General features: G+C 69.8%; 20 protein-coding genes. 9 read left to right on the top strand and 11 right to left on the bottom strand.

Features of this window, described 5'->3' with window-relative positions; genetic code table 11:
• Positions 1–41: 41 nt before the first annotated feature.
• Positions 42–1595: a DUF3027 domain-containing protein gene (locus IG75_RS38340; protein ID WP_245713309.1), complete on the bottom strand. Its 1554-nt coding sequence runs from the start codon at positions 1593–1595 to the stop codon at positions 42–44.
• A 17-nt stretch (positions 1596–1612) separates the two neighbouring features.
• Here IG75_RS38340 and IG75_RS0118600 point away from each other — a divergent pair, with 17 nt between their 5' ends.
• The 3 genes from IG75_RS0118600 (at position 1613) to IG75_RS0118590 (ending at position 5246) form a co-directional block, all read left to right on the top strand.
• Positions 1613–2386, top strand: a complete 774-nt coding sequence (locus IG75_RS0118600) for a glutaminyl-peptide cyclotransferase (RefSeq protein ID WP_030522806.1) — start codon at positions 1613–1615, stop codon at positions 2384–2386.
• Positions 2387–3096: 710 nt separating this feature from the next.
• Positions 3097–4743, top strand: a complete 1647-nt coding sequence (locus tag IG75_RS0118595) for an MFS transporter (RefSeq protein ID WP_245713308.1) — start codon at positions 3097–3099, stop codon at positions 4741–4743.
• Entirely contained in the window at positions 4740–5246 is a 507-nt protein-coding gene (locus tag IG75_RS0118590; protein ID WP_030522808.1) for a DUF2771 domain-containing protein, read from the top strand. The genes IG75_RS0118595 and IG75_RS0118590 overlap by 4 nt, the downstream gene beginning before the upstream one ends.
• Positions 5247–5304: 58 nt before the next feature.
• Here IG75_RS0118590 and IG75_RS0118585 read toward each other — a convergent pair whose 3' ends face one another.
• Entirely contained in the window at positions 5305–5724 is a 420-nt protein-coding gene (locus IG75_RS0118585) for a cold-shock protein (RefSeq protein ID WP_030522809.1), read from the bottom strand.
• A 188-nt stretch (positions 5725–5912) separates the two neighbouring features.
• Between IG75_RS0118585 and IG75_RS36380 the strand changes: the two genes are divergently transcribed.
• Together IG75_RS36380 and IG75_RS0118575 are read left to right on the top strand one after the other, a co-directional pair.
• On the top strand, positions 5913–6158 hold the full coding sequence (locus IG75_RS36380) for a hypothetical protein (RefSeq protein WP_036514522.1): 246 nt from the start codon (positions 5913–5915) through the stop codon (positions 6156–6158).
• A gap of 380 nt (positions 6159–6538) precedes the next feature.
• Positions 6539–7192: a transglycosylase family protein gene (locus IG75_RS0118575; RefSeq protein ID WP_030525812.1), complete on the top strand. Its 654-nt coding sequence runs from the start codon at positions 6539–6541 to the stop codon at positions 7190–7192.
• A gap of 69 nt (positions 7193–7261) precedes the next feature.
• Here the strand turns inward: IG75_RS0118575 and IG75_RS0118570 are convergent, their stop codons facing one another.
• On the bottom strand, positions 7262–7450 hold the full coding sequence (locus IG75_RS0118570) for a hypothetical protein (protein ID WP_030522811.1): 189 nt from the start codon (positions 7448–7450) through the stop codon (positions 7262–7264).
• A gap of 152 nt (positions 7451–7602) precedes the next feature.
• Between IG75_RS0118570 and IG75_RS0118560 the strand changes: the two genes are divergently transcribed.
• On the top strand, positions 7603–9876 hold the full coding sequence (locus tag IG75_RS0118560) for a helicase-associated domain-containing protein (protein WP_030522812.1): 2274 nt from the start codon (positions 7603–7605) through the stop codon (positions 9874–9876).
• A gap of 17 nt (positions 9877–9893) precedes the next feature.
• On the opposite strand, the gene IG75_RS0118555 is transcribed toward IG75_RS0118560, so the two are convergent.
• From IG75_RS0118555 to IG75_RS0118545, 3 genes are all read right to left on the bottom strand, one after another.
• Positions 9894–11297 (bottom strand): M1 family metallopeptidase, encoded by a 1404-nt coding sequence (locus IG75_RS0118555; protein ID WP_030522813.1) that lies wholly within the window; start codon positions 11295–11297, stop codon positions 9894–9896.
• 158 nt (positions 11298–11455) lie between these two features.
• Entirely contained in the window at positions 11456–12124 is a 669-nt protein-coding gene (locus tag IG75_RS0118550) for a DUF3239 domain-containing protein (protein ID WP_030522814.1), read from the bottom strand.
• A 40-nt stretch (positions 12125–12164) separates the two neighbouring features.
• Positions 12165–13835 (bottom strand): DNA repair helicase XPB, encoded by a 1671-nt coding sequence (locus IG75_RS0118545; RefSeq protein ID WP_030522815.1) that lies wholly within the window; start codon positions 13833–13835, stop codon positions 12165–12167.
• A gap of 171 nt (positions 13836–14006) precedes the next feature.
• On the opposite strand from IG75_RS0118545, the gene IG75_RS0118540 reads away from it, so the two are divergent.
• Positions 14007–14651, top strand: coding sequence for a LysE family translocator (locus IG75_RS0118540; RefSeq protein WP_030522816.1), 645 nt, complete (start codon positions 14007–14009; stop codon positions 14649–14651).
• 9 nt (positions 14652–14660) lie between these two features.
• On the opposite strand, the gene sigJ is transcribed toward IG75_RS0118540, so the two are convergent.
• Complete coding sequence (gene sigJ, locus IG75_RS0118535) at positions 14661–15590, bottom strand: RNA polymerase sigma factor SigJ (RefSeq protein ID WP_030522817.1); 930 nt, start codon at positions 15588–15590, stop codon at positions 14661–14663.
• 104 nt (positions 15591–15694) lie between these two features.
• Here sigJ and IG75_RS0118530 point away from each other — a divergent pair, with 104 nt between their 5' ends.
• On the top strand, positions 15695–16270 hold the full coding sequence (locus tag IG75_RS0118530) for a GNAT family N-acetyltransferase (RefSeq protein ID WP_030522818.1): 576 nt from the start codon (positions 15695–15697) through the stop codon (positions 16268–16270).
• 107 nt (positions 16271–16377) lie between these two features.
• Here IG75_RS0118530 and IG75_RS0118525 read toward each other — a convergent pair whose 3' ends face one another.
• The 3 genes from IG75_RS0118525 to IG75_RS0118515 all read right to left on the bottom strand — a co-directional run bounded on the left by IG75_RS0118525 (position 16378) and on the right by IG75_RS0118515 (position 19170).
• Positions 16378–17469 carry a 3-deoxy-7-phosphoheptulonate synthase gene (locus tag IG75_RS0118525; RefSeq protein WP_030522819.1) on the bottom strand — a complete coding sequence of 364 codons (1092 nt, stop codon included), beginning with the start codon at positions 17467–17469 and terminating at the stop codon, positions 16378–16380.
• A gap of 256 nt (positions 17470–17725) precedes the next feature.
• A complete protein-coding gene (locus tag IG75_RS0118520; protein WP_030522820.1) occupies positions 17726–18193 on the bottom strand; it encodes a carboxymuconolactone decarboxylase family protein in 468 nt (155 codons plus the stop codon).
• 98 nt (positions 18194–18291) lie between these two features.
• On the bottom strand, positions 18292–19170 hold the full coding sequence (locus tag IG75_RS0118515) for an oxidoreductase (protein WP_030522821.1): 879 nt from the start codon (positions 19168–19170) through the stop codon (positions 18292–18294).
• A gap of 193 nt (positions 19171–19363) precedes the next feature.
• On the opposite strand from IG75_RS0118515, the gene IG75_RS0118510 reads away from it, so the two are divergent.
• Complete coding sequence (locus IG75_RS0118510; protein WP_051714713.1) at positions 19364–20986, top strand: (2,3-dihydroxybenzoyl)adenylate synthase; 1623 nt, start codon at positions 19364–19366, stop codon at positions 20984–20986.
• A gap of 61 nt (positions 20987–21047) precedes the next feature.
• On the opposite strand, the gene IG75_RS0118505 is transcribed toward IG75_RS0118510, so the two are convergent.
• A complete protein-coding gene (locus IG75_RS0118505) occupies positions 21048–22361 on the bottom strand; it encodes a salicylate synthase (protein WP_030522823.1) in 1314 nt (437 codons plus the stop codon).
• Positions 22362–22396 lie beyond the last annotated feature (35 nt).

The raw sequence follows: 22396 nt of genomic DNA, 5'->3' as shown, positions 1-22396 counted from the left end.
CAGCCGTCGCCGAAGCCGGGCTCGGCCGGTGATGCCGTTTGTCAGCTGTCGGCCGGCCCGGGAACCGAGTCGCCCGCCTCCGGCGCGGTCTGCTCGCCGCTCTCCGTCCCGGCGGCCGGTGCACCGGCCCGGTCCGTGGCGACGGTTTCGGTTTCGGGTTCCGCGTCCGCGGCGGCCGACTCGCGCTCGGCCGCCGGATCGGCGGTTTCCGGTGCGGCAGCGGGGCCGGGCTCCGCCGGGCCCGCGGCGGTCGCCTCGACCGGCTCGTTCGCGGAATCGGCGGCGTCGGCGCCGGCCGGCGCGGTATCCGCCGGATGGGCGGCGACTGCGGCCGGGTCGCCGACGGGCTCGGGCCCGGACTCGGAACCCGGGTCGCCGGTGGCTTCGGCAGCCGCCTCTCCGCTGGGCGAGGCGACCGATTCGCCGATGGTCTCGACAGCCGGTCCGGAAGCGGTTCCGGCGACCGACCCGGTGCCGGGCTCCGCAGCCGGTTCAGGGCCCGACTCGGTGCTCGCCTCGGCAACTGATTCAGCGGCCGACTCGACGTTCGATCCCGTGCTCGACTCAGCGGCCGACTCGACAGCCGGTTCGGGGCTCGACTCGCCGGCCGGGCCGGGCGCGCTCGTAGCGACCGGGCCGGCGGTGGCGCTCGTGGCCGGACCCGCAGCGGCGGACCGACCGGCCGGACTCACAGCCTCGGTGGCAGTCCGGGATTCGGGTGCCCCCGCCTCCGATTCCGCCCCCTGCGCCGGTGGGGCGGTCACGACCGCCTGCCCCGGCACCACCGCGTCCGGTGCGACGTCGGCCTCGGCGGCCGCCTCGCTGCCGGGCGCGGTCTCCGGCGACTTCGGCGGCACCGCGACCACCTCGATGGCGGCGTCGTCGTAGGCCTGGTAGATCGGTGACCCGGCGCCTGTCGGCAATTGGGTATCCGAATGTGCGCCGCAGCCGTATCCCATGTGGACCACATGGCCGTCGGCGCCCATCGCGTTCGCGCAGACGCCGAAACAGGCGCGCAGCGCACCGGCCAGCGGCAGATAGAAACCGCAACTCTCGCAGGAGCCGGGAGCGGCCTTGGCCATCTCGGTATCGGGGCCGTACTCGGCGTACCAGCGTTCGGCCGCGTCGGCCCGGCCCTCCAGGCTGAGCACCTGTTTACGGCCCAGACCCACCTCGGGGGCCGTCTCGTCGACCTCGGGGTCACCGGTGGCGGTGTAGCCGGGAGCCAGACGTGGATCGTCGGCGGGTGGGGCCAGCAGGTCGCCGGGCGTCAGATCGCCGGGCCGGATGCGCTGCTCCCACGGTACGAACTCCGGCGCGATCAACGCGTCGGGCCCGGGCAGCAACGCGGACTCGCTCACGGTCACCCGGTCGGCGCCGGGCGCGGCGGCCACCACCACCGCCCACTGCCAGCCGCGGTAGCCGGGCAACGTGGCCTCGAAGCGGTGCGTCGCCGAACATTCGTCCTCGGCCCGGACTCCCAGATGCGCTCCGACCCCGGTCGGTTCCAGGTCCACGAGCGCACTACGAGCCAGGTCGACGGCCCCTGCCAGGATCGTCCGCACCTCGGTGTCCGAAACAGATACTGCGCTCACGGTCTACATTTTGCCGTATGAAGCGCACTCGGCGAACCTGGGTCGGTACCGCGGTGATCTGCCTGCTCGCCGCGGCCGCCTGCCGGAACACCGACGACGCGGTACCGCGCCTGGACATCGAGGTGCTGGCGACCCATCGGCACGACCTGGGCGCGTTCACCCAGGGGCTGGAGATCGACGGCGAGGTGCTGTACGAGAGCACCGGGATGGTCGGGTTCTCCGGCGTGCGGACGACCGATCGCGCCACCGGCGCCGAACTCGCCCGCGTCCAGCTCCCGCCGCCGTTCTTCGGTGAGGGCATCACCTTGGCCGGCAACACGCTGTGGCAGCTCACCTGGAAAGAAGGGGTCGCCTTCGCCCGCGACCCGCGAACGCTGGCAGAGAAGCGCCAGGTGCGCTACGAGGGCGAGGGCTGGGGCCTGTGCAGCCGCAACGGGCAGCTGGTCATGAGCGACGGATCGGCCGGACTCACCTTCCGCGATCCGGTGACCTTCGCGTCGACCGGGTCGGTCGCGCTGACCGATCACAAGGACGCGCGCCTGAACGAGCTCGAATGCGCCGAGGACGGTTCGGTCTACGCCAACTCCTGGCCCAGCGACGAAATTCTCCGGATCGATCCGGAAACCGGGCGTGTCCTGGCGGTCGTCGATGCCACCGGATTGCTGTCACCCGCCGAACGCGCGCAGACCGACGTGCTCAACGGGATCGCCCAGATTCCGGGCACCGACCACTTCCTGCTCACCGGAAAGTACTGGCCCACAGTGTTCGAGGTTCGTTTCGTCCCGGCCTGACCGGCGCGGCGGTACAGCGACACATCTCACTTTCCGGCTGCTGTGAGCAGGGCGGAGTTTGCCGGGCGTCACCGTGGGCCAGAATTGATGATGTGCCCACTTCCCGCGAGCCCTCCGGTTCCGATCGCGGTCAGTGGCCCGCCGGCGAGTCTCCGCCACCCCAGCGGCATCCAGGTTTCGACCGCTACCCCCCGCCGAACGTGCCACACCGCAATCGTGAACCCGACCCCGGCAACCGCCGTCCGGCCCCGCCGCCGACCCGTCCGCTGCCCGCCGCCGAGTCCGGCGCCGCGCGGCCGGACGACCATTCGTCCGGGCCGGCGCACAGTGGTCATCGGATCCCGCCGGTGGAGGCCCGGGGCCGCACATCGGGGCGGGAGGGTCGTTTCGCTCGCCTACTCGGCTCGCTGAGCGGGTCACGTGGGTCGGCGGACCCGGTCGATCCGCCGGGCCGGCCGGGGACGGCGGAACCGGGCCCCGGCCGGCGAGCCGGCGGCCCGAACGGCACTCCGCCCTCCCCCGCGGACAGCCGGCGGCCCGAGTGGGAACGGCCGATCCCCGGGGCTCCCACGGCGGGCCGTCCCGATCCGCGGGCCGGTGGCGCCGTACCGGGTCCGGCGTCCCGTTTCCGGCCGAACCCGCCCATCGATCACCGTGCCCCCGGTGGTGCGGCTCTCTCCCGCGGTCCCGGCGCGCGGCGTGACCCGGCTGTGTCCGGTCCCACCGGCCGGGGCGCGTCTTCCGACGAGGGCCGCGCCGGGCCACGGGACCGGCCGGGTCCCGGCGCCGCGGCGCGGGATCGCACCGAACCGGACGGTACGAGCGATCGGCGAACCGCCGCGAACGCCGGCGGCGCCGAAGAACCGGCCGCGACCAAGGAGTACCCGAGCACGGAAGCCGCCGCGGAACACGAGGACGCCGAGGGGCGGCGTGTCCCTCGCAAACTCACCGTCACCCGGGTCGCGGCGATGCGTGGCCGGGAGATCACCGAAAAAGGCATCGCCACCTTCCGGCGGGCGGCCGAGGCCGACGGCGCGGGCAAATCCGGGTTGACCGCGCTCACCTACGCCACCATGGCGAATTTCGCACTGGACGCCGCGATCGCGGTCGCGCTCGCCAACACCCTGTTCTTCGCCAGTGCGACCGCGGAGAGCAAAACGAAGGTCGCGCTGTATCTGCTGATCACGATCGCCCCGTTCGCGGTGATCGCGCCGCTCATCGGGCCGGCGCTGGACCGGCTCCAGCGCGGCCGGCGACTGGCCCTGGCCAGTTCGTTCGCCGTGCGCGCGGTTGTGGCGGTGGTGCTGATCTTCAGTTTCGACAGCTGGGTGCTGTATCCGCTGGCGCTGTGCATGATGGTGCTCAGCAAATCGTTCGCGGTGCTCAAGAGCGCGGTGACACCCCGTGTTCTGCCGCCCGATATCGACCTGGTGCGCACGAACTCCCGGCTGACCGTTTTCGGCCTGGTCGGCGGCACTCTGGGCGCCGGCGGCCTCGCCGCGGCCGTCGCGGCGATCGCGGGCTCGACCGGTGCGCTGATCCTGGCCACCGGGATCGCCGTCGGCGGGGCATATCTGAGCTGGAAGATTCCGCGCTGGGTGGAGATCACCGAGGGTGAGGTGCCGACCACCCTCGGTTACCACGCCCGCGACGGTGACACCGAGGCGTACGACCCCGCCGACGAGACCGCGGTACCGGCCCGCAAACGCCGGCAGCCGCTGGGCCGCGCCGTCGTCACCGGACTGTGGGGTAACGGCAGTATCCGGGTGCTCACCGGATTCCTGACCTTCTACGTCGCGTTCGTGGCCAAGGCCACCGAACACCGTCCGGTCCAGCAGGCCGCGATGCTCGGGCTGGTCGGCGCGGCCGCCGCCGTCGGTAATTTCGCGGGTAACGCCGCCGGGGCCCGGCTCCGGCTCGGCCGGCCCTCGCTGATCGTGGTGAACTGCACGATCGGCTGCGCGGCCGTCGCCGTCCTCGCCGTGGTGATGGACAACCTGTTCGGCGCGGCGGTGGCCGCCCTGGTCGCCGCGGGGGCGAGCGCGCTGGCCAAGGTCTCGCTCGATGCCGCCATCCAGGACGATCTACCGCCCGAGTCGATCGCCTCCGGGTTCGGGCGGTCCGAAACCGTCCTGCAGCTCAGCTGGGTGATCGGCGGCGCGGGCGGAGTCCTGCTGCCGACCGACTACTGGAAGGGTTTCGCGGTGGTCAGTGCGGTACTGGTCGGGGGGCTCGTCCAGACTGTGCTGAGCTATCGCGGGTTCAGTCTGCTGCCCGGTCTCGGCGGTCGCCGACCGCTGCACGCCGAGCAGGAATTTCCGCACTACGACCCCCCACGAGGAGAAGCCGCCCGGTGAGTACGAACAAAGTCCGCACGACCCTCGCGCTGGCCCTGGCCGGGATCCTGGTGCTGGTGGCCGCGACCGCCGGCGTGGTCTGGCTGCTGGCCCGGAACGCCGAGCCGAAGGACCCGGAACTCACCGCCTACGCGCACGGCACCACCGTGACGGTGCCGCCGTTCCGCTACTGCACGGTGCGGATGGAGGACTGCCGACAGGGCGAAACCGTCTATCTCGATGTGCCGGCCGGTAACCCTCTGCAGATCTCGCTACCGGACGCTCTCGTGGAGAGCCCGTGGGAACTGCTGCCGCTGTACACCCGCGAGAACGGGGAGATCGTCGAGCGGCCCAGTTCCTACCGGGACCATCCGGCGAACACGCGCGCCCTGACCGTCGCCTCCCGGCCGGAACCGGGGCTGGAACTGATCGGCGTGGAATTGCAGGTGATGATCATCGCGATCGACGAGGCCGGTAACGAATTCCCCATCCCCCACGCGGTGTGGTCGATCAAGACGGCCTGAGACGACAGTGGGCCGGCCGGATGATCCGGCCGGCCCACGAAGTTCCGCGCGCGTCGGGTCAGCTGTCGAGTTCCCGCGCGACCGCGCGCACCACCTCCGAGATCCGCTGGGCGGTCTTGCGATCCGGGTAGCGGCCCTTGCGCAGGTCCGGCTGCACCTTCGCCTCGAGCAGCGTGATCATGTCCTCGACCATGCCGTGCAGTTCATCGGGGCTGTGCTTACGCGCGACCGGCTCCTTGCGGGCGCCGCGCTCCTGGTTCTGCCGCACCGACGGGGGCGCCTCCACCAGCTTCAGGCTCAGCGCCTGCGGCCCACGCCGCCCGGCCGCCATCCCGAATTCGACCCGCTGACCGGGCTTGAGCGTCTCGACGCCCTGGGGCAGCGCGGACGAGCGGACATAGACGTCCTCACCCTCGTCCTGGGAAAGGAAGCCGAAGCCCTTTTCCACGTCGTACCACTTCACCTTGCCGGTCGGCACTGCGCTCACCCGTTCGTCTGTTCGGCACCCGACCCACCGGGCCCGGGCACGCTCGTCTGCTGGAACCCGCTGATGGCAGGTCTTTTCCCCTACTAGAAAAACGCGCCCCACAAGCATGCAGGACGCGAGATCGCTCCGAGTCTACCCCGGTGGGCACAGCCCCAGCACATCAGTTTTACGGTCGAACGGTGACGAATCCTGCCGATCCGCGGCCCTCCGGCCCCCCGTCCGGGCGCACCCCCGGCAACTGGTTACTTCAGCTCGCGCTGGGTCTTTTCGCCGTCGGACTGCTGTCGGTGGTGGCGATCTTCCTCACCCCGATCCTCACCGACGGCAAGCCGGGCCTCTGGCTGTACCTGGGCGCCATGCTGGCTCCCGTCGGCTTCGTCGCGGCGTTGATCTTCGCGTTGCGCTCCGGTCGCAGATCCAGGTGACATCTGTCCAGTACCCGGCCGGGACACATCCCAAGCCCGATGTGATGATAATCACATAACGACAAGATAACGGGGCCGCGTGTCCTACGCCGGATACCCGATGCAGTCCCACTAGCTGCGCAGAGTCGCTGGACGGTGCCCGTGACCGCTCCGCAACCGATCCGCACACGCCGGTTACCAAATAGTGATTTTTCGGCGGGAACGTCGTACCGTCTACCCCAGCCGGGCACATCCGGCCCACCGGCCCGCCGCACCGAACCTCGCCCCGCGGGTACCGGAACCCAACGGAAACCAAGAGGGGCGAGGGCGGGACGGGCACCCTCTCAGCCTGGACCCGAGCGAATACCTCGCAGGTGCGTACGAGAGGAAGACGAACCCGAATGAGTGGACGCCATCGCAAGCCCACCAATACCGGTCGCACTGTGGCCAAGGTTGCCGTCACCGGCGCCATGATCAGCGGTGCGGGTGTAGCCCTCGCCGGTACAGCCAGCGCGGCACCCGACTCCGACTGGGATCGACTCGCGCAGTGCGAAGCCGGCGGCAACTGGGCCATCAACACCGGCAACGGCTATCACGGCGGACTGCAGTTCTCGCAGAGCACCTGGCAGGCCAACGGCGGCGGAGAGTACGCCGCGACCGCCAACCAGGCCAGCCGCGAACAGCAGATCGCCGTCGCCGAAAATGTACTTGCCTCGCAGGGCTGGGGCGCTTGGCCCTCCTGCTCCTCCTCGCTGGGCCTGAGCAGCGGCTCGACCCCGCGCGAAACCCCGGCCGACACTCCGGCCGTGCAGACCGAAACCCCGGGCACCCAGGCCGCGCCCGGCACCCAGACCCAGGCTCCGGCCCAGGCACCCACCCAGACCCAAGAGGTCTACACCGCCGTGGATCGTGCGCTCGCCGCCGTCCAGGCGCAGGGTGTGCAGGTCCCGCAGCCCGCACTGGATCTGTTCGAAGCCGTCAAGGCCGGCACCCCGCAACTGGATCCGGGCCTGCTCAATGTCTTCGAGGCCAACAAGGGCCTGCTGCCCTCCTGAACGGGCACCTCGACCACGAAAGAACCCCGCTCCACCCTCAGGTGACGCGGGGTTCTTTCGTTCGTCCGCTCAGCGGTTGATCACTGTGTGCGGGTGCAGATACGGCAGCTGGTCGGAAGCCACCGGGAACTCGGTGTCCTCGCCGAAGGGCGAGAGGTTACCGGAGCGGGACGACGACAGCTCGGTGACCGCGTGCTCACCGTCGGCCACCTCGGGCCAGCCGTTGTCGATATAGGGTTTCTTCGATTTGTTCACCACCCCCTCATTCTGGCATGCCCCTGCCGCGGCGTCGCATGTCAACCGCCTCGACGACACCCGTCGCACGCTCGGGACCGGCGGGCCGGACCGCGCCGCGTGGGTCATCGGGCCGCGCCCCACCGAACCCGCGGCGCCCGGCTAGTCTGGACCGGATGACCGGCCAAGACTCGTTCACCGCCTGGCTCGGCGCCCGATCCGACGCACAGCTGGTGGCACTGCTGGAACGTCGGCCCGATCTCGCGGTACCGCTGCCGTCCTCCATGGCAGTGCTCGCCGCCCGCGCCGAACAGCGCGCTTCGGTACTGCGCGCGGCCGACGATCTCGGCACCGTGCCCTTCGCGATCGTGGAAGTGCTGGCCGTGCACACTGCGGGCGGCGGCGAACCGATGACCCGCACCGAACTCAAACGCGCGCTGCGTGCCCGGGCCAAGGCCGCGACAGTGGACGCGGCCGTCACCGAACTGGCCGACCGGGCCCTGCTCTGGTTCGAAGGCGACCGCATCCGCCTCGTACCCGCCGTCGCCGAGGCGCTGCCGTGGCCGTTGGGCAGCGGAGCGGAGAGCACCCCGGCGCTGTCCGAATCGGAGATAGCCACCGCGCTCACCGACCTCCCGGAGGCCGAACGCGCGCTCCTGGACAAACTCGCCGAGACCGGACCGCGCGGACGCACCCGCGATGCCGCCCCGGACGCGCCCGCCGACCGGCCCGTGCCCCGACTGCTGGCGGCCCGACTGCTCCGGCGGATCGATGACGAGACAGTGGAGCTACCGGCCGCCGTAGGCCAGGTGCTGCGCGGCGAACCGGTCACCGACCCGTACCGGCTCGCCGAACCCGAGCCCCGGGCGATCCCGCACCCGCCGGGTGAAGTCGACGGCGTCGGGGCGGGTGAGGTCGGTGAACTGCTCCGGCACTGCGCCGCGATCCTGGAAGTACTGGGGCAGCTGCCCGCGCCGGCACTGCGCGCGGGCGGTCTCGGCGTGCGGGAACTGCGCCGGATAGCCAAGGCGGCCGGTATCGACGAGACCCGGGCGGGTCTGCTGGTGGAGCTGCTGGCGGCGGCGAAACTGATCGAGAAGGGTTTCCCCGACCCACCGCCGGAGGCCGACGCCGACGATTTCTGGGCGCCGACCCCGGCCGCGGACTCCTGGTTGGAGGCGCCGTCGGCCCGCCGCTGGGTCCCGCTCGCGCACGCCTGGCTGGAGCTCGATCGGTATCCGTGGATGATCGGCCTGCGCGATGCCGCGGACAAGCCGCTGGCCGCGCTCGCGCACGAACTCCGGGTGCCGTACGCCGTGCGGGACCGGCGGATCGTGCTCGAGGCACTCGCCGAGCAACCATCCGGCATCGAACTCGAACCCGCCGCACTCGCCCAGCTGCTGGCCTGGCGCACCCCGCGGCGCCGGCGGCATTTCCGCCGGCAAGTGGTGGACAACACCTTGTACGAGGCTGCCGCCCTCGGCGTGGTGGGCCGGGGCGCGCTCACCGGCGCGGGCCGGATGCTACTGACCGATACCCTCGCGGCCGCCGAAACCGCGCTGGAGGCCGCCCTCCCCGAGCCGGTGGACCATGTCCTGGTCCAGGCCGATCTGACAGTGGTGGCGCCCGGACCGCTGACCGCCGATCTACAACGCCGGATCGAATTGGTCGCCGATGTGGAGTCGGCCGGTGCGGCCACCGTCTACCGGATCGGGGAGTCCACCCTGCGCCGCGCGCTCGATGCCGGTCTCACCGCCGCCGAGCTGCACAACCTCTTCGGCCGGCATTCCCGGACTCCGGTTCCGCAGACCCTCACCTACCTGATCGACGATGTGGCGCGGCGGCACGGCCGGTTGCGGGCCGGGATGGCGCAGTCTTTCGTGCGCAGTGAGGACCCGGCACTGCTGGCGCAGGTCCTGGCCTCCCCGGTGGCCGAGACCCTGGCCCTGCGCGGTATCGCCCCGACGGTGGCGATATCACAGGCGCCGCTGGGCGAACTGTTCGAAGAACTGCGCCGGGCGGGTTTCGCACCCGCGGGCGAGGACGCCTCCGGCGCGATCGTGGATCTACGTCAACGCGGTGCGCGGATCGGAGTGCGGCCGCTGGCCCGGCAACCGTATCGGCCGACCCCACCGACGACCGATCAACTGGAACTTCTGGTCACCGAGCTACGTGCCGGGGAGCGCGCCGCGACCGCCACCTCCGGGCAGGTGGTACGCAGCGACGGCACCCGCACCAGCACGGCCGCCGCGCTGGCACTGCTGCAGCTGGCCGCGCGGGTGCGGCGCCAGGTGCACATCGGCTATGTCGACGCCAAGGGCACCGCGATCCAGCGGGTCGTCGAGCCGGTGCGGGTCGGCAACGGGCAGTTGGACGCGCTGGACCCGGTAACCGGCACGGTCCGGCAGTTCACCCTGCATCGGATCTCGTCGGTCGCGCTGCTCGAATAACCGTGCCGCCGCGGCGCTCAGCCGCGCAGTGATCCCGGGTAGAGGTACTGCTCGGGCGGCGGCGTGGTACCGCGTAACCAGGCGTCGAAGAACCCGGTGAGATCGGTCGGCGATGTGGACTGGACGAAGTCGCGGAAGTCCCGCATCGAGGCATTACCGTAGGCGTGGACGGTCACGAATTCGCGCAGGGCCGCGAAGAAGACGTCGTCCCCCAGCTGTTTGCGCAGCGCGTGCATGAACAGCGGCCCCCGGTAATACACCGAGGTGAACATCTTCTCCGGGCCGGGATCCTCCAGTGGAACGGCCCAGAATTTCGGCTTCGCCAGCATCTCCCGGACCGTCCTGCGGTATTCGGCGTCCACATCGGCGCCCTCGGTCCGCTCGGGCCACAGATAGTCGGCGGTATAGCTGGCGATGCATTCGTTGAGGCAGATATCGGACCAGCTCTCCACCGAAACGGAATCGCCCCACCACTGATGGGCGGTCTCGTGCACCACGGTGTTCAGATCCGCCCAGGCCGCATAGGTGGGCCGGGTCTGGGTTTCCAGTGAGAAGGGGATGTCGACGGACAGGAAAATACCGCCGCCGGTGTCGAACGGGTACGGGCCATAGAGGCTCTCGGTGAAATCGAGTACCTGCGGCAGCTTTTCCTCGTACTGCCGCAAGTCCTCGGCACCCGGCGCGAAAGCGCTGAGCAGCGGCGTGCCGTTCGCGCGGCGCTGCTCCAGATATTCGAATCGGTCGATGGCGACGGTGGTGAGATAGCCGATCACCGGATGCCGCTGCTCCCAGCTCACGGTGCGGAATCCGTCGCGCACCTCGTCACGCACCCGCACACCGCCCGACACCACCTCCCATTCCGCGGGAACGGTGGTGTGGAGTGTGAAGGTCGCCTTGTCCCGCGGGGAATCGTTGAGCGGATACCAGGTGGAGGCCGAATGTGGTTGTCCGGCGGCGAAAACGCCACCGGTGGGTGCGTAGGTCCAGCCCTCGCCGCGGGTATCGGGGGCGGTACCCGCGTAGTCGACGGTGACGGTGAAGGGCAGACCGGGCAGCAGCGGCAGGGCCGGGTGCACGACCAGCTCGTGCGGTTTCTGCCATTCGAACCCGGCCGGCGCGTTGTTCACCCGTACGGCGCGCACCGGAGGTCCGCTGTAATCGAGGTTGAACGAGGTCAGCGGCTGGGTGGCGGAGGCGTCGATCCGGGTGGATCCGGTGAGTTGATGATCGGCCGGATCGTAGCCGAGGGTCACGTCGTAGTGGGCGACGTCGTAACCACCGTTACCGTCCTGCGGAAAGTAGGAGTCGTTCAGGCCGTCCGAACCCGCCAGCGACGCGGACGGCGCCTGTGCCGCGGCCGGAACCAGCGCCGGGCTCGCCAGCACCACCACCCCGGCGATCAGCCAGCGGCCGAGCCTCATGCGTTTCCACCTTCCGTGATCGAGTTGTGTTTCCCGGGTCATCCCGCCCGACGACGTTAGTCGCATCCGGCCCCGGATTCCGGTACCCCGGAAAACGCGGCGCGCGAGGGTTTCCCGGCGCGCGGTCCGCCGGATGCCCGGCGGCACCGGCCACCGGTTCAGGCGCCGAGCCCCTCCGGCAGCCGGCCCGGATCGAGCAGCAACCGCTTGGCCGCGCTGCGATGGACCTCGTCGGCGCGGGCGAGATTATCGGTGAGCAACCGCCATTCGTTCTCGCCGATGGCCGCGCGCGCCCGCTCGATCACCGCGGTATCGGCGGTACCCCAGGCGATCGGCATCGTCTCGACCGGGAGCCAGCGCTCGCCGATCGAGCGGGTGGTCCGGTCACCGCGCACCGCGACCGCCGGAACCCGCTCCCCCTCGGCGACCCGATGTCCCGGTAGATGCCGCACCTTCTTGGTGACCAGCGCGTACCGCTGCTCGCCGGAATCGCGGCGCGCCAGATTGACCAGGGCGAGCAGTACCGCACCGCGTGCCTGGATCCGCGAGACCACCGCCGGCACCAGTTCACCTTCGGCGTAGAGGCGGTCGATACCGGCCCGGCGCGGCGCCCACAGCGCCACCCACAGCGCCGTCACCGCCCCCAGCGCACAGGCCAGCGCCAGCGGATAGGACCAGGGATGTCCCAGCCACACCAGATAGGCGGTGGCGGCTGTGGCGGCGACGGCGGCGAGCATCGCGGACAACCGCACCCGGCGGCGTCCGGCGACTACTTCATTGACCGCGTGGGCGTGCCGGCGGTCCACCGCGAATTCGAAGCGTCGCACGTCGCCATTCCTAACACAGTCAGTGGAGTTCGGAATGCCCTTATTGTTCGCCGGGTCCTATAGCGGGGCCCAGCAGATCGTCGGCATCGGTTATGCGATAGGCATACCCCTGCTCGGCGAGGAAACGCTGCCGATGCGCAGCATAATCCGCGTCCAGAGTGTCGCGGGCCACCACCGAATAGAAATGGGCCTGACCGCCGTCCTGTTTGGGCCGCAACAGCCGGCCCAGCCGCTGGGCCTCTTCCTGGCGCGAACCGAAGGTTCCGGAAACCTGCACCGCCACCGACGCCTCCGGTAGGTCGATGGAGAAATTCGCGACCTTGCTGACCACGAGAACCGGGATCTCGCCGCGGCGGAAGGCGTCGAACAACGCTTCGCGCTCCTTGTTCTTCGTCGACCCCTGGATCACCGGTGCGTCCAAGGCGACGCCCAGTTCTTCCAACTGGTCCAGATACGCGCCGATGACGAGGGTGGGTGCACCGCGATGCCGGTCCAGGATGGATTTCACCACCGCGATCTTGGTGTGCGCGGTGGAACAGAGCTTGTAGCGCTCTTCGGGCTCGGCGGTCGCGTAGGCCATCCGCTCGGCATCGGTCAGCGTGACCCGGACCTCGATACAGTCGGCCGGGGCGATCCAGCCCTGGGCCTCGATATCCTTCCACGGCGCGTCGTAGCGTTTGGGGCCGATCAGCGAGAAGACATCGCCCTCCCGGCCGTCCTCCCGGACCAGGGTCGCGGTGAGACCGAGCCGGCGTCGCGACTGCAGATCGGCCGTCATCCGGAAAACGGGCGCGGGCAGCAGGTGTACCTCGTCATAGATCACCAGCCCCCAATCCCGGCTGTCGAAGAGTTCCAGATGCTTGTACTCACCCTTCGACCTACGGGTGATCACCTGGTAGGTCGCGATGGTGACCGGCCGGATCTCCTTGCGCTCGCCGGAGTACTCACCGATCTCCTCGTCGGTGAGCGAGGTACGCGCGAGCAACTCCCGCCGCCATTGGCGGCCGGCGACGGTATTGGTCACCAGGATGAGGGTGGTGGCCTTGGCGCGCGCCATCGCGGCGGCACCCACCATCGTCTTGCCCGCCCCGCACGGCAGCACCACCACCCCGGACCCGCCCGCCCAGAAGGAATCGGCGGCCATTTCCTGATAGTCGCGCAGCTGCCAGCTCGCGCCGTGGAAGTCCAGGTCTATCGGATGGGCCTCACCGTCGACGTAGCCGGCCAGGTCCTCGGCGGGCCAGCCGATCTTGAGCAGCTGTTGTTTGATGTGCCCGCGCTCGGACGGGTGCACCACCACCGTGTCCTCGTCGATGCGCTCGCCGAGCATGGGAGCGATCTTCTTGTGTCGCAGCACCTCGGCGAGTACCGCGCGATCCAGGCTGACCAGCGTCAATCCGTGCGCCGGGTGTTTCACCAGCTGCAATCGCCCGTAACGGGCCATCGTCTCGACGATATCGACCAGCAGCGGCTGGGGCACCGGGAACCGGGAGTGCCCGACCAGCGCGTCCACCACCTGCTCCGCGTCGTGCCCCGCGGCCCGCGCGTTCCACAGGGCCAGCGGCGTCACCCGATAGGTGTGCACGTGTTCGGGCGCCCGCTCCAACTCGGCGAACGGAGCGATCGCCTGGCGCGCCACATCCGCGAGTTCATGATCGACTTCCAGCAACACTGTTTTATCGCTCTGCACGATCAGCGGCCCGTCTGCCACGGACACCTCCTCACCTCGGCTCCAACCATTGTCCCCGAACCCACCGACAGCGCACCGATCGGTGATACCGGGCCCGGCGCGTAAGCCCGGCGCCGGCGCGAGGTCCACGCAAGCCAGTGGGTGCAGACTGGACCGAGACAACCCTCACCCCGCAAGGTCAGTATTGGATCCATGATCGAACTCGCCGCGGCAGCCGGGGTGGCGGTGGCCGCGCTCGGCCTGGTGCTCACCCCCGGCCCCAATATGATGTACCTCGTCTCCCGCACGATATCGCAGGGCCGGCGCGCCGGAATGATCTCGCTGACCGGGGTCGCCGCCGGTTTCGGCGTCTACCTGACTGCCGCCGCGACCGGGATCACCGCGGTGTTCACACTGGTTCCGGCGCTGTACACAGCGCTGAAGGCGGCGGGGGCCGCCTACCTGCTGTGGCTGGCCTGGCAGGCGATCAGGCCGGGTGCGGTCTCGGTTTTCACCCCCGAACCGCTCCCCCGGGACCCCGGCCGCAAGCTGTTCACCATGGGGCTGGTGACCAATCTGCTGAACCCGAAGATCGCGGTCATGTACCTGGCGCTGATTCCGCAGTTCGTATCGCCCGGGGCGGGCCCGGTATGGGCCCAGAGCCTGTGCCTCGGGGCCGTGCAGATCACCGTCGCGCTGGTGGTGAACGCTCTCATCGTGTGCACCGCGGGGACCGTCGCGGGGTTCTTGAGCGGACAGCCGCTGTGGTTGCGCGTCCAGCGGTTCCTGATGGGTTCGGTACTGGGGGCGATGGCCGCACTGCTGCTCACCGACCGGACCCGTCCGATGGCGGCCTGAGCGGTCCGGTCAGCGCAACCGGACCCCCTGCAGTTTCGCCGGATTGGCGTGGTCGTAGGCGCCCTGGATCACGCCGTCCACCACGGTGAATCCCATGACCCGCGACGGGAAACCCGGATAGTCGCCGTCGCCGGGGCGGGCATAGAACAGCACTCCGAGCTGTCCGTTGACCCGGACGAACTCCATATCCTCGGCCCCGAAATCGACGCCCGGACGGTCCAGGCCGTAGCGACGGATGAGACCGAGGAACAGCCGGGCGACCTTGTCCGGTCCGTAGATGATGTTGTGCGCGGTCTGGGTGGTGCCGCCGGCATCGCCGATCATCTTCGCGTCCGGATGCAGCACCGCCGCCACCGCGCGGGCATCACCGGTCCCCAGCGCAACCAGCAGTTTCTGCACGGCCGCGTCATGCTCGCCGTCGGCGGCGACCGGCGGCGTCTGCTCGCGGACCACCTTGCGCGCGCGGGCGGCCAGCTGCCGGGCCGCCTCCGGGGTGATGTCCAGGATGCCGGCGATCTCGCCGTAGGGCACCTGCAGACCTTCGTGCAGTACGAAGGCCACGCGTTGTGGTGGGGTGAGCTGATCGAGCACCACCAGGGCGGCCATCCGGAATTCCTGACGTTGCACCACGGCGGCGAGCGGGTCCGCACCGGGCGCGCCGGTCAGCGGGGTCACCACCGGCTCCGGGAGCCATTGGCCGACATAGTTTTCCCGGCGCACCGCGGCACTGCGCAACCGGTCCAGGCAGAGCCGGGAGACCACGGTCGTCAGCCAGGCGCGTAAATCCTCGATCTCCGACTGCGAGGTGCCGGCCAGCCGTAACCAGCTCTCCTGCACCGCGTCCTCGGCATCGGCCACACTGCCGGTCAGCCGGTAGGCCACCGCCAGCAGATGTCCACGATGGGACTCGAAGAGGTCGGCGAGAAGCGTGGCTACCACCGCCGGAATTCTACGGAGTCCCGCGGCCCGGCCGGGCGGCGACCCGGCGCGCCGGCCCGGGAATTCGGATGCCGCGGCCCCTCTCGAACTGTCACCATCGACGAGTGGAGGAGCGCACACTGAGCGACGGGACCGTTTGGCTGAGCCGGCCGGTGGAATCAGATATCGAGGCGATCGTCGAATGCTGCCAGGACGCGGCGATCGCCGAATGGGTGACGATCCCGGTGCCCTACGGGCGCGCCGATGCCGAGAATTTCGTCCGCACCAGGTCGGCCGAGGGGTGGGCCGCCGGCAGTCCGTGCTGGGCGATCCGGCTCGGCGAGCACGATCGCCTCGTCGGCACCGTGGGCCTGGGCGTGCGGCCGCCGGACGAGGGTTCCGCCGAAATCGGTTACTGGCTCGCCGCAGAGCACCGCCGCCGGGGCCTGATATCGCGGGCGATCGCGCTGGCGTGCGATTTCGGCTTCGACCCGGCGGGAATGGGCCTGACCCGCATCCATTGGCGGGCTTTCGTCGGTAATCACGCGTCCGCCGCCGCGATCCGCGCACAGGGTTTCCGCTACGAAGGTCTGGCCCGGTTGGGCAGCGTCTTGCGCGGAAACCGTCGTGACCATTGGATGGCCGCCCGCCTGAACACCGATCCACCCGGCCCGGCGAACGACTGGCCGGCCGGGGTCTGATGCGAGACGTCCGTCGTATTCGGCGGTAGCGGCCGGATACGCACTGGTCGCAGGCCCGGCCGCCCGCGCCGCGGACGTATGGTCCGTACGGCGCAGCGACCGGATCGTCAGCGCCGGCGGCGGCGGGCGACGGCGTCGGCCAGCCGGTTCAGCTGGGCGGCGGTGGTGTCCCAGTCCATGCAGGCGTCGGTGATGGACTGGCCGTAGGTGAGATCGGCGGACCGGCCCAGGGTGAGATCCTGGCGGCCCTCCACCAGGAAGCTCTCCAGCATCACGCCGACGACACCCGGTTCACCCGCGGCCAGCCGCTCGGCGATATCGGCGACGACGACGGGCTGGCGCCGGTGGTCCTTGTTGCTGTTGCCGTGGCTGGCGTCGACCACGATCCGCTGCGGCAGCTTCGACTTCTCCAGCCGCGCGCAGGCGTCGGCCACCGAGGCCGCGTCGTAGTTGGTGCCGTTGGATCCGCCGCGCAGGATCACATGGCAGTCCTCGTTGCCCGCGGTCTGGATCAGCGCGGCCCGGCCGTCGAGATCGGTGCCGGGGAACACATGACTGGCCGCGGCCGCCCGGACCCCGTCCACGGCGACCTGCACATCGCCGTCGGTCCCGTTCTTGATCCCGACCGGCATGGACAGGGCGCTGCTCAGCTGCCGGTGCACCTGACTGGCCGCGGTGCGCGCGCCGATCGCGCCGTAGGAGACCAGATCCGAAATGTACTGCGGGGTGATGGGGTCGAGGAACTCGCAGGCCACCGGCAGACCCAGCGCGGTGATGTCGAGCAGCAGCTGACGGCCGATACCCAGCCCGGTGTTGACATCGAAGCTGCCGTTGAGATGCGGATCGTTGATCAGCCCTTTCCAGCCCAGCGTCGTGCGCGGCTTCTCGAAGTAGACCCGCATGACCAGGTGTAGCCGGTCGGAGAGTTCCGCCGACGCGGCGGCCAGTCGCCGCGCGTAGTCGAGCGCGGCGGCCGGGTCGTGCACCGAGCACGGCCCGACGACCACCATCAGGCGGTCGTCGACCCCGTTGAGAACCTCGACGGTGGACTTACGTCCGGCCCGCACCGTGGCGGCGTGATCGTCGGTGATGGCATGGACCCGACGCACCTCGGCCGGGGAGCGCAGCGGGCTCACACTGAGGGTGCGCTGATCGTCCAGATCGGAATGGTGGGCGTCGATATCGACTGCGGTTGTCATCGTGGGTGGTGTCCTTCTCGTTCGGGCCGACCCACGGAAATATTCACCCGTCGAGCCGGTCGTCATCCGGCTCGGGGGAAACTGGTCAGCGCGCGTGGTAGCCGCAGACCGACCCGCCCCGGGCCGGCTTGCTAAACCAGAAATACACGCGCTGCACGATTGGTGACGGTACCAGGCGGTTGACCACGAAGGTGGAGGCGGGGCGGAATCGCATGCCGGAAAGTGATACTCGACACAATCCCGCCCCGGCGCCGTGTCAGAACTGCCCGGGCTCGTAGTTCCCGGCCGGGGTGTGGGCGATGGCGTTCAGCCGGTTCCACGCGTTGATGGTGGCGACGGCGACGATCAGCCCACCGATCTGGTCGTCGTCGTAGTGCTTGCGCACCCGCTGCCAGGTCTCCTCACTCACCCCGCCGCCGTCGGCCAGCCGGGTCCCCGCCTCGGTGAGTTCGAGCGCGGCGCGTTCGGCCTCGGTGAAGACGGTGGCCTCCCGCCAGGCGGCGACCAGGTTGATCCGCAGCGAGGATTCCCCGGCGTGCAGGGCGTCCTTGGTGTGCATATCCAGGCACATCGCGCAGCCGTTGATCTGGCTGGCCCGGATTTTCACCAGTTCGTAGGTGGCTGCGGGCAGACCCGAGCCCTCGGCCACCTTGCCGGCGGTGACCAGCCGCTTCACATAGCTCGCGGTGACCTTGTTCTCGAAGAGATTCACACGGGGTTCCATGTCCGGATTCCTTTCGTTCCTGCCTTGTCACAGAGAAGACGACGCAGCGGACACAGGTGTGACATCAGGCGGTTGAGCACCGCGGACCGGCGGGGTGATCAGGCCGAGAAATCGAACTTCACGTCGGTCAGCCGCTCCGAGAGTTCCCACAGCGAACGCGCGGTGAGCTGGTCCTTCGCCCGTTTCGAGCTGCCCGAGCGCCCGGGGTGGCCGCGCATCCCGCCCAAGCCGGTCGGTCCGTAGTAGGCGCCCGGCTCGACCGGGGCGGTGGCGGCGAAGAGTTCCGGCAGCGCCCCCATCTCCGCGCTCTGCGCGAATACCTTGTTCCCGATGTTCATCACCGAGTCGAGCACGGTCTCGGTATGGGACTGCAGTTCGGTGGCGGCGTAGCCGGGGTGGGCCGCCACCGACAACTTCGCCGAGCCGGCCGCCGCGAGCCGGCGCTGCAGTTCGAAGGCGAAGAGCAGATTGGCCAGCTTCGACTGGCCGTAGGCCGACCAGCGCTTGTACGGGCGCCGCTCCCAGTTGAGATCCCCGAGGTCGATGGCACCGGCCGCGTGGGCACCGCTCGACAGGGTGACGACCCGCTCACCGATCTTGCCGAGGAGCAGGCCGGTGAGCGCGAAATGGCCGAGATGGTTGGTCCCGATCTGCATCTCGAAACCGTCGGCGGTCCGCCGCAGCGGTACCGCCATCACGCCGGCATTGTTGATCAGGACGTCCGCGCTCTCCACCCCGGCGGCGAACTCCCGGACCGAGGACAGATCGGCCAGATCAAGCTTCCGGACCTGCGCCCGCTCGCCGATCTCGTCGGCGACGGCCTGCCCTTTGCCCACATTCCGGCAGGCCAGGATCACCTGCGCCCCGGCTCCGGCCAGGGCTCGCGCGGCGACCGCGCCGAGCCCGCTGTTCGCCCCGGTGATGATGACGGTTCGACCCTGCTGATCGGGGATGTCCCCGACGCCCCAACCACTCATGGGGCGAGTCTAATGCGCGACGGGGATGTGCACCGGGCGCGACGGACCGGGTATCCCGCACGGCATCCGGGTCTCTCGCTCACCGCCGGGACCTGCACGGAAGAGACACGCCCTTTTCAAAAGATATAGGGTTGCCTAACCTATCAACGGACCGGAAACGCGCCGCACACGCTTTCGAGTCCCTGTTTTCCCGATGAGGCATATCGTGACTTCCACCGCCGCCGGCACCCACCGTGACGGTTATGTTCCCTTCCCCGAAGACGTGGCCGAGACCTACCGTGCCGCCGGCTACTGGACCGGCACCACCGTGGGCGATCTACTCCGCGGTACCGCGCGCCGTAGCCCGGAGCGTCCGGCACTGCTCGGCGACCGGCCGCTCACCTACGCCGAACTGGACGCGGAAGCCGACCGGATGGCCTACGGGTTCCTTGCCCTCGGGATCGCACCCGGCGACCGGGTGATCGTTCAACTGCTCAACACCCCCGAATTCGCGATCGCACTGTTCGGTTTGTTGCGCGCCGGCATCATTCCGGTGCTCACCTTGCCCGCGCACCGCCGGGCCGAGATCGAACACCTGGCCGGTCTCTCCGGCGCGGTCGCGTATCTGGTCGCCGACCGCCAGGGTGATTTCGACTACCGGCCACTGGCCGCCACCCTGCTGACCACCGTCGAATCGTTGCGCCATGTCCTGGTCGCCGGTGCGGCCGGCGAATTCACCGAGTTGATGTCCATCGCCCGCGACACCGGATCGCTGCCCGCGATCGACCCCGCCGATATCGCGCTCATGCTGGTCTCCGGCGGCACCACCGGACTTCCCAAACTCATCGCCCGCACCCACGACGACTACGTCTACAACGCCACCGCGAGCGCCGCCGTCTGTGCACTCGGCGACCGGGACGTCTATCTGGCCGCCCTGCCCGCCGCGCACAACTTCCCGCTGGCCTGTCCGGGCATCCTGGGCACGGTGGCGACCGGGGGCGCATTGGCCTTCGTCACCGATCCGAGCCCGGAGAGCGCCTTCGCGGCGATCGAACGCCATCGCGTCACCGTCACCGCGGTGGTGCCGCCGCTGGCGCAATTGTGGTCGGCCGCGGTGGAATGGGAGGACGCCGATATCTCCTCCCTGCGGCTGCTACAGGTCGGGGGCGCGAAACTGGCCGAGGTGAACGCCCGCGAAGTGGCGCCCGCGCTCCGGGTGACACTGCAACAGGTCTTCGGTATGGCCGAGGGGCTGCTGAATTTCACCAGACTCGACGACGATCCGGAGATCGTCTGCACCACCCAGGGCCGCCCGCTGTGCCCGGCCGACGAGATCAGAGTGGTCGATGAGGACGGCAAGGACGTCACACCGGGCGCGGAGGGCGAACTGCTCACCCGCGGCCCGTACACCCTGCGCGGTTATTACCGCGCCCCCGAACACAATGCCCGCGCCTTCACTGCCGACGGTTACTACCGCAGCGGCGATCTGGTGCGGCAACTGCCCAGTGGGCACCTGGTGGTGTCGGGCCGGATCAAGGACGTGATCAACCGGGGCGGGGAGAACGTCTCCTGTGACGAACTAGAGGAGCATCTGCTCGCCCACCCCGCCGTCCGGCACGCGGCCGCGGTCGGCCTGCCCGATCCCGGACTCGGCGAAAAGGTCTGCGCGGTACTGGTCGTCACCGGTGATATGCCCACCCTGGCCGAGATCAAGGAGTTCCTCACCGAGCGCGGTCTGGCGACCTACAAACTCCCGGACCTCCTGCGCCGCGCGGACACCCTGCCGCTGACCGCGGTGGGCAAGATCGACAAGAAGGCCCTGCGCGCCCAGGAGTAGGTCGGGAGACGGTCCGGGCCGCCGGGCCCGCGACCGTCTCCGCACCGGCCGACCGGGTGCCCTACGCCCTCACCACATAGGGCGCCACGCTGCCCAGCTTCTCGCAGGTCTCCTCGAACTCCCGTTCGGGCCGCGACTGCGCGACCACCCCGGCTCCCGCGCGCAACCACGCACCGGCACCGGTCTGGTACACCGCACGCAGCACCAGCGCGGCCTCCAATGCGCCGGTCGGCGAAACCATGAGCACCGCACCGGAGTACAGACCACGCGGACGGTCGTGCCGGAAGACCGAATCGACCCCCGGCCGCTTCGGAATACCCGAGGCGGTCACCGAAGGGAAGATGGCGTCCAGCGCGTCCCAGGCCGTACGGCCGGCCGCGAGGCGCCCCCGGACGGTGGAGGCCAGGTGTTGCACACTGCCGCGTTCGCGCACCGCCATGAAATCCGAGACCGACGTGGTGCCGGGTTCGGCGACCGTACCGATCTCGGCGAAGCAGGTCTGTACGGAGAGGGCGTGTTCGACGATCTCCTTCGGATCGGAGACCAGCTCCGCGCGCGCCGCACTGTCCATCTCGGCCCCCAGCCCGAAGGCGCGGGTGCCGGCGAGCGGTTCGGTACTGACCGTCCGGTCGTCGTCCACCGAGAGCACCAGTTCCGGGCTGAACCCGGCGGCCTCCAATCCGCCCAGGTTCAGCAGGAAGGAGCGAGCGGGGGTGTTGTGCGCTCGGCCGAGCCGGTAGGTGGCCGGGATGTCCACCGCGAAGGGCAACTCGACCTTCCGCGAGAGAATGACCTTCTGGTACCGCCCGGACTCGATCTCCGCCACGGCCGCGGCGACGCGCTCGCGGTAGCCGGAGGTGTCGATCCGCACATCCACCGGATGGGGTTGCGGGAGCGCGGTATCCCGGGAACTCGCGACGGTATCGGCGAGAGTCGCGGCCTCGTCCGGATCGGCTCCGGTGATCCAGACCGCCCCGGTGGTGTCGATCCGCACCTCGACGCGCGGAATCATCAGATGGACCAGGGCGGTGCCGGGGCCCAGATACCCGGTGGCTCCCAGCGACCACGCGCAGAATTCGAACCCGATCCACCCGTAGGCATTGCGGCCGGTCATCGGCAGTTCGGCGAGCACGCTGTTCATCACCGCGGCCGGGCTGCCGGACCAGCCACGGGCCGTGGTCTCACCCGCCCAGGTGATCCGCAGTTCGCCGGCGTCGAGTTCGACGCTGCCGATCGGGTCCGCGGCGAAGACCCATTCTCCGCCGCGCTCGTAGACCACATGGTCGCCGAAATGGTCCTCGGCGGCCAGGCGCGCCATGGCTGCCGCCGGGTCGGTCACATACTCGGCGCGTAAACGTTCGTCAGTGGTCGACAACGATCCTCCAAGGCTAACCGACCCAAACTCGGAAG

The organism is Nocardia rhamnosiphila NBRC 108938, assembly GCF_000720425.1.
Lineage (GTDB): Bacteria > Actinomycetota > Actinomycetes > Mycobacteriales > Mycobacteriaceae > Nocardia > Nocardia rhamnosiphila.
Note: the sequence above shows the minus strand (reverse complement) of the source record. Positions and strands in the feature narration are given on the sequence as shown.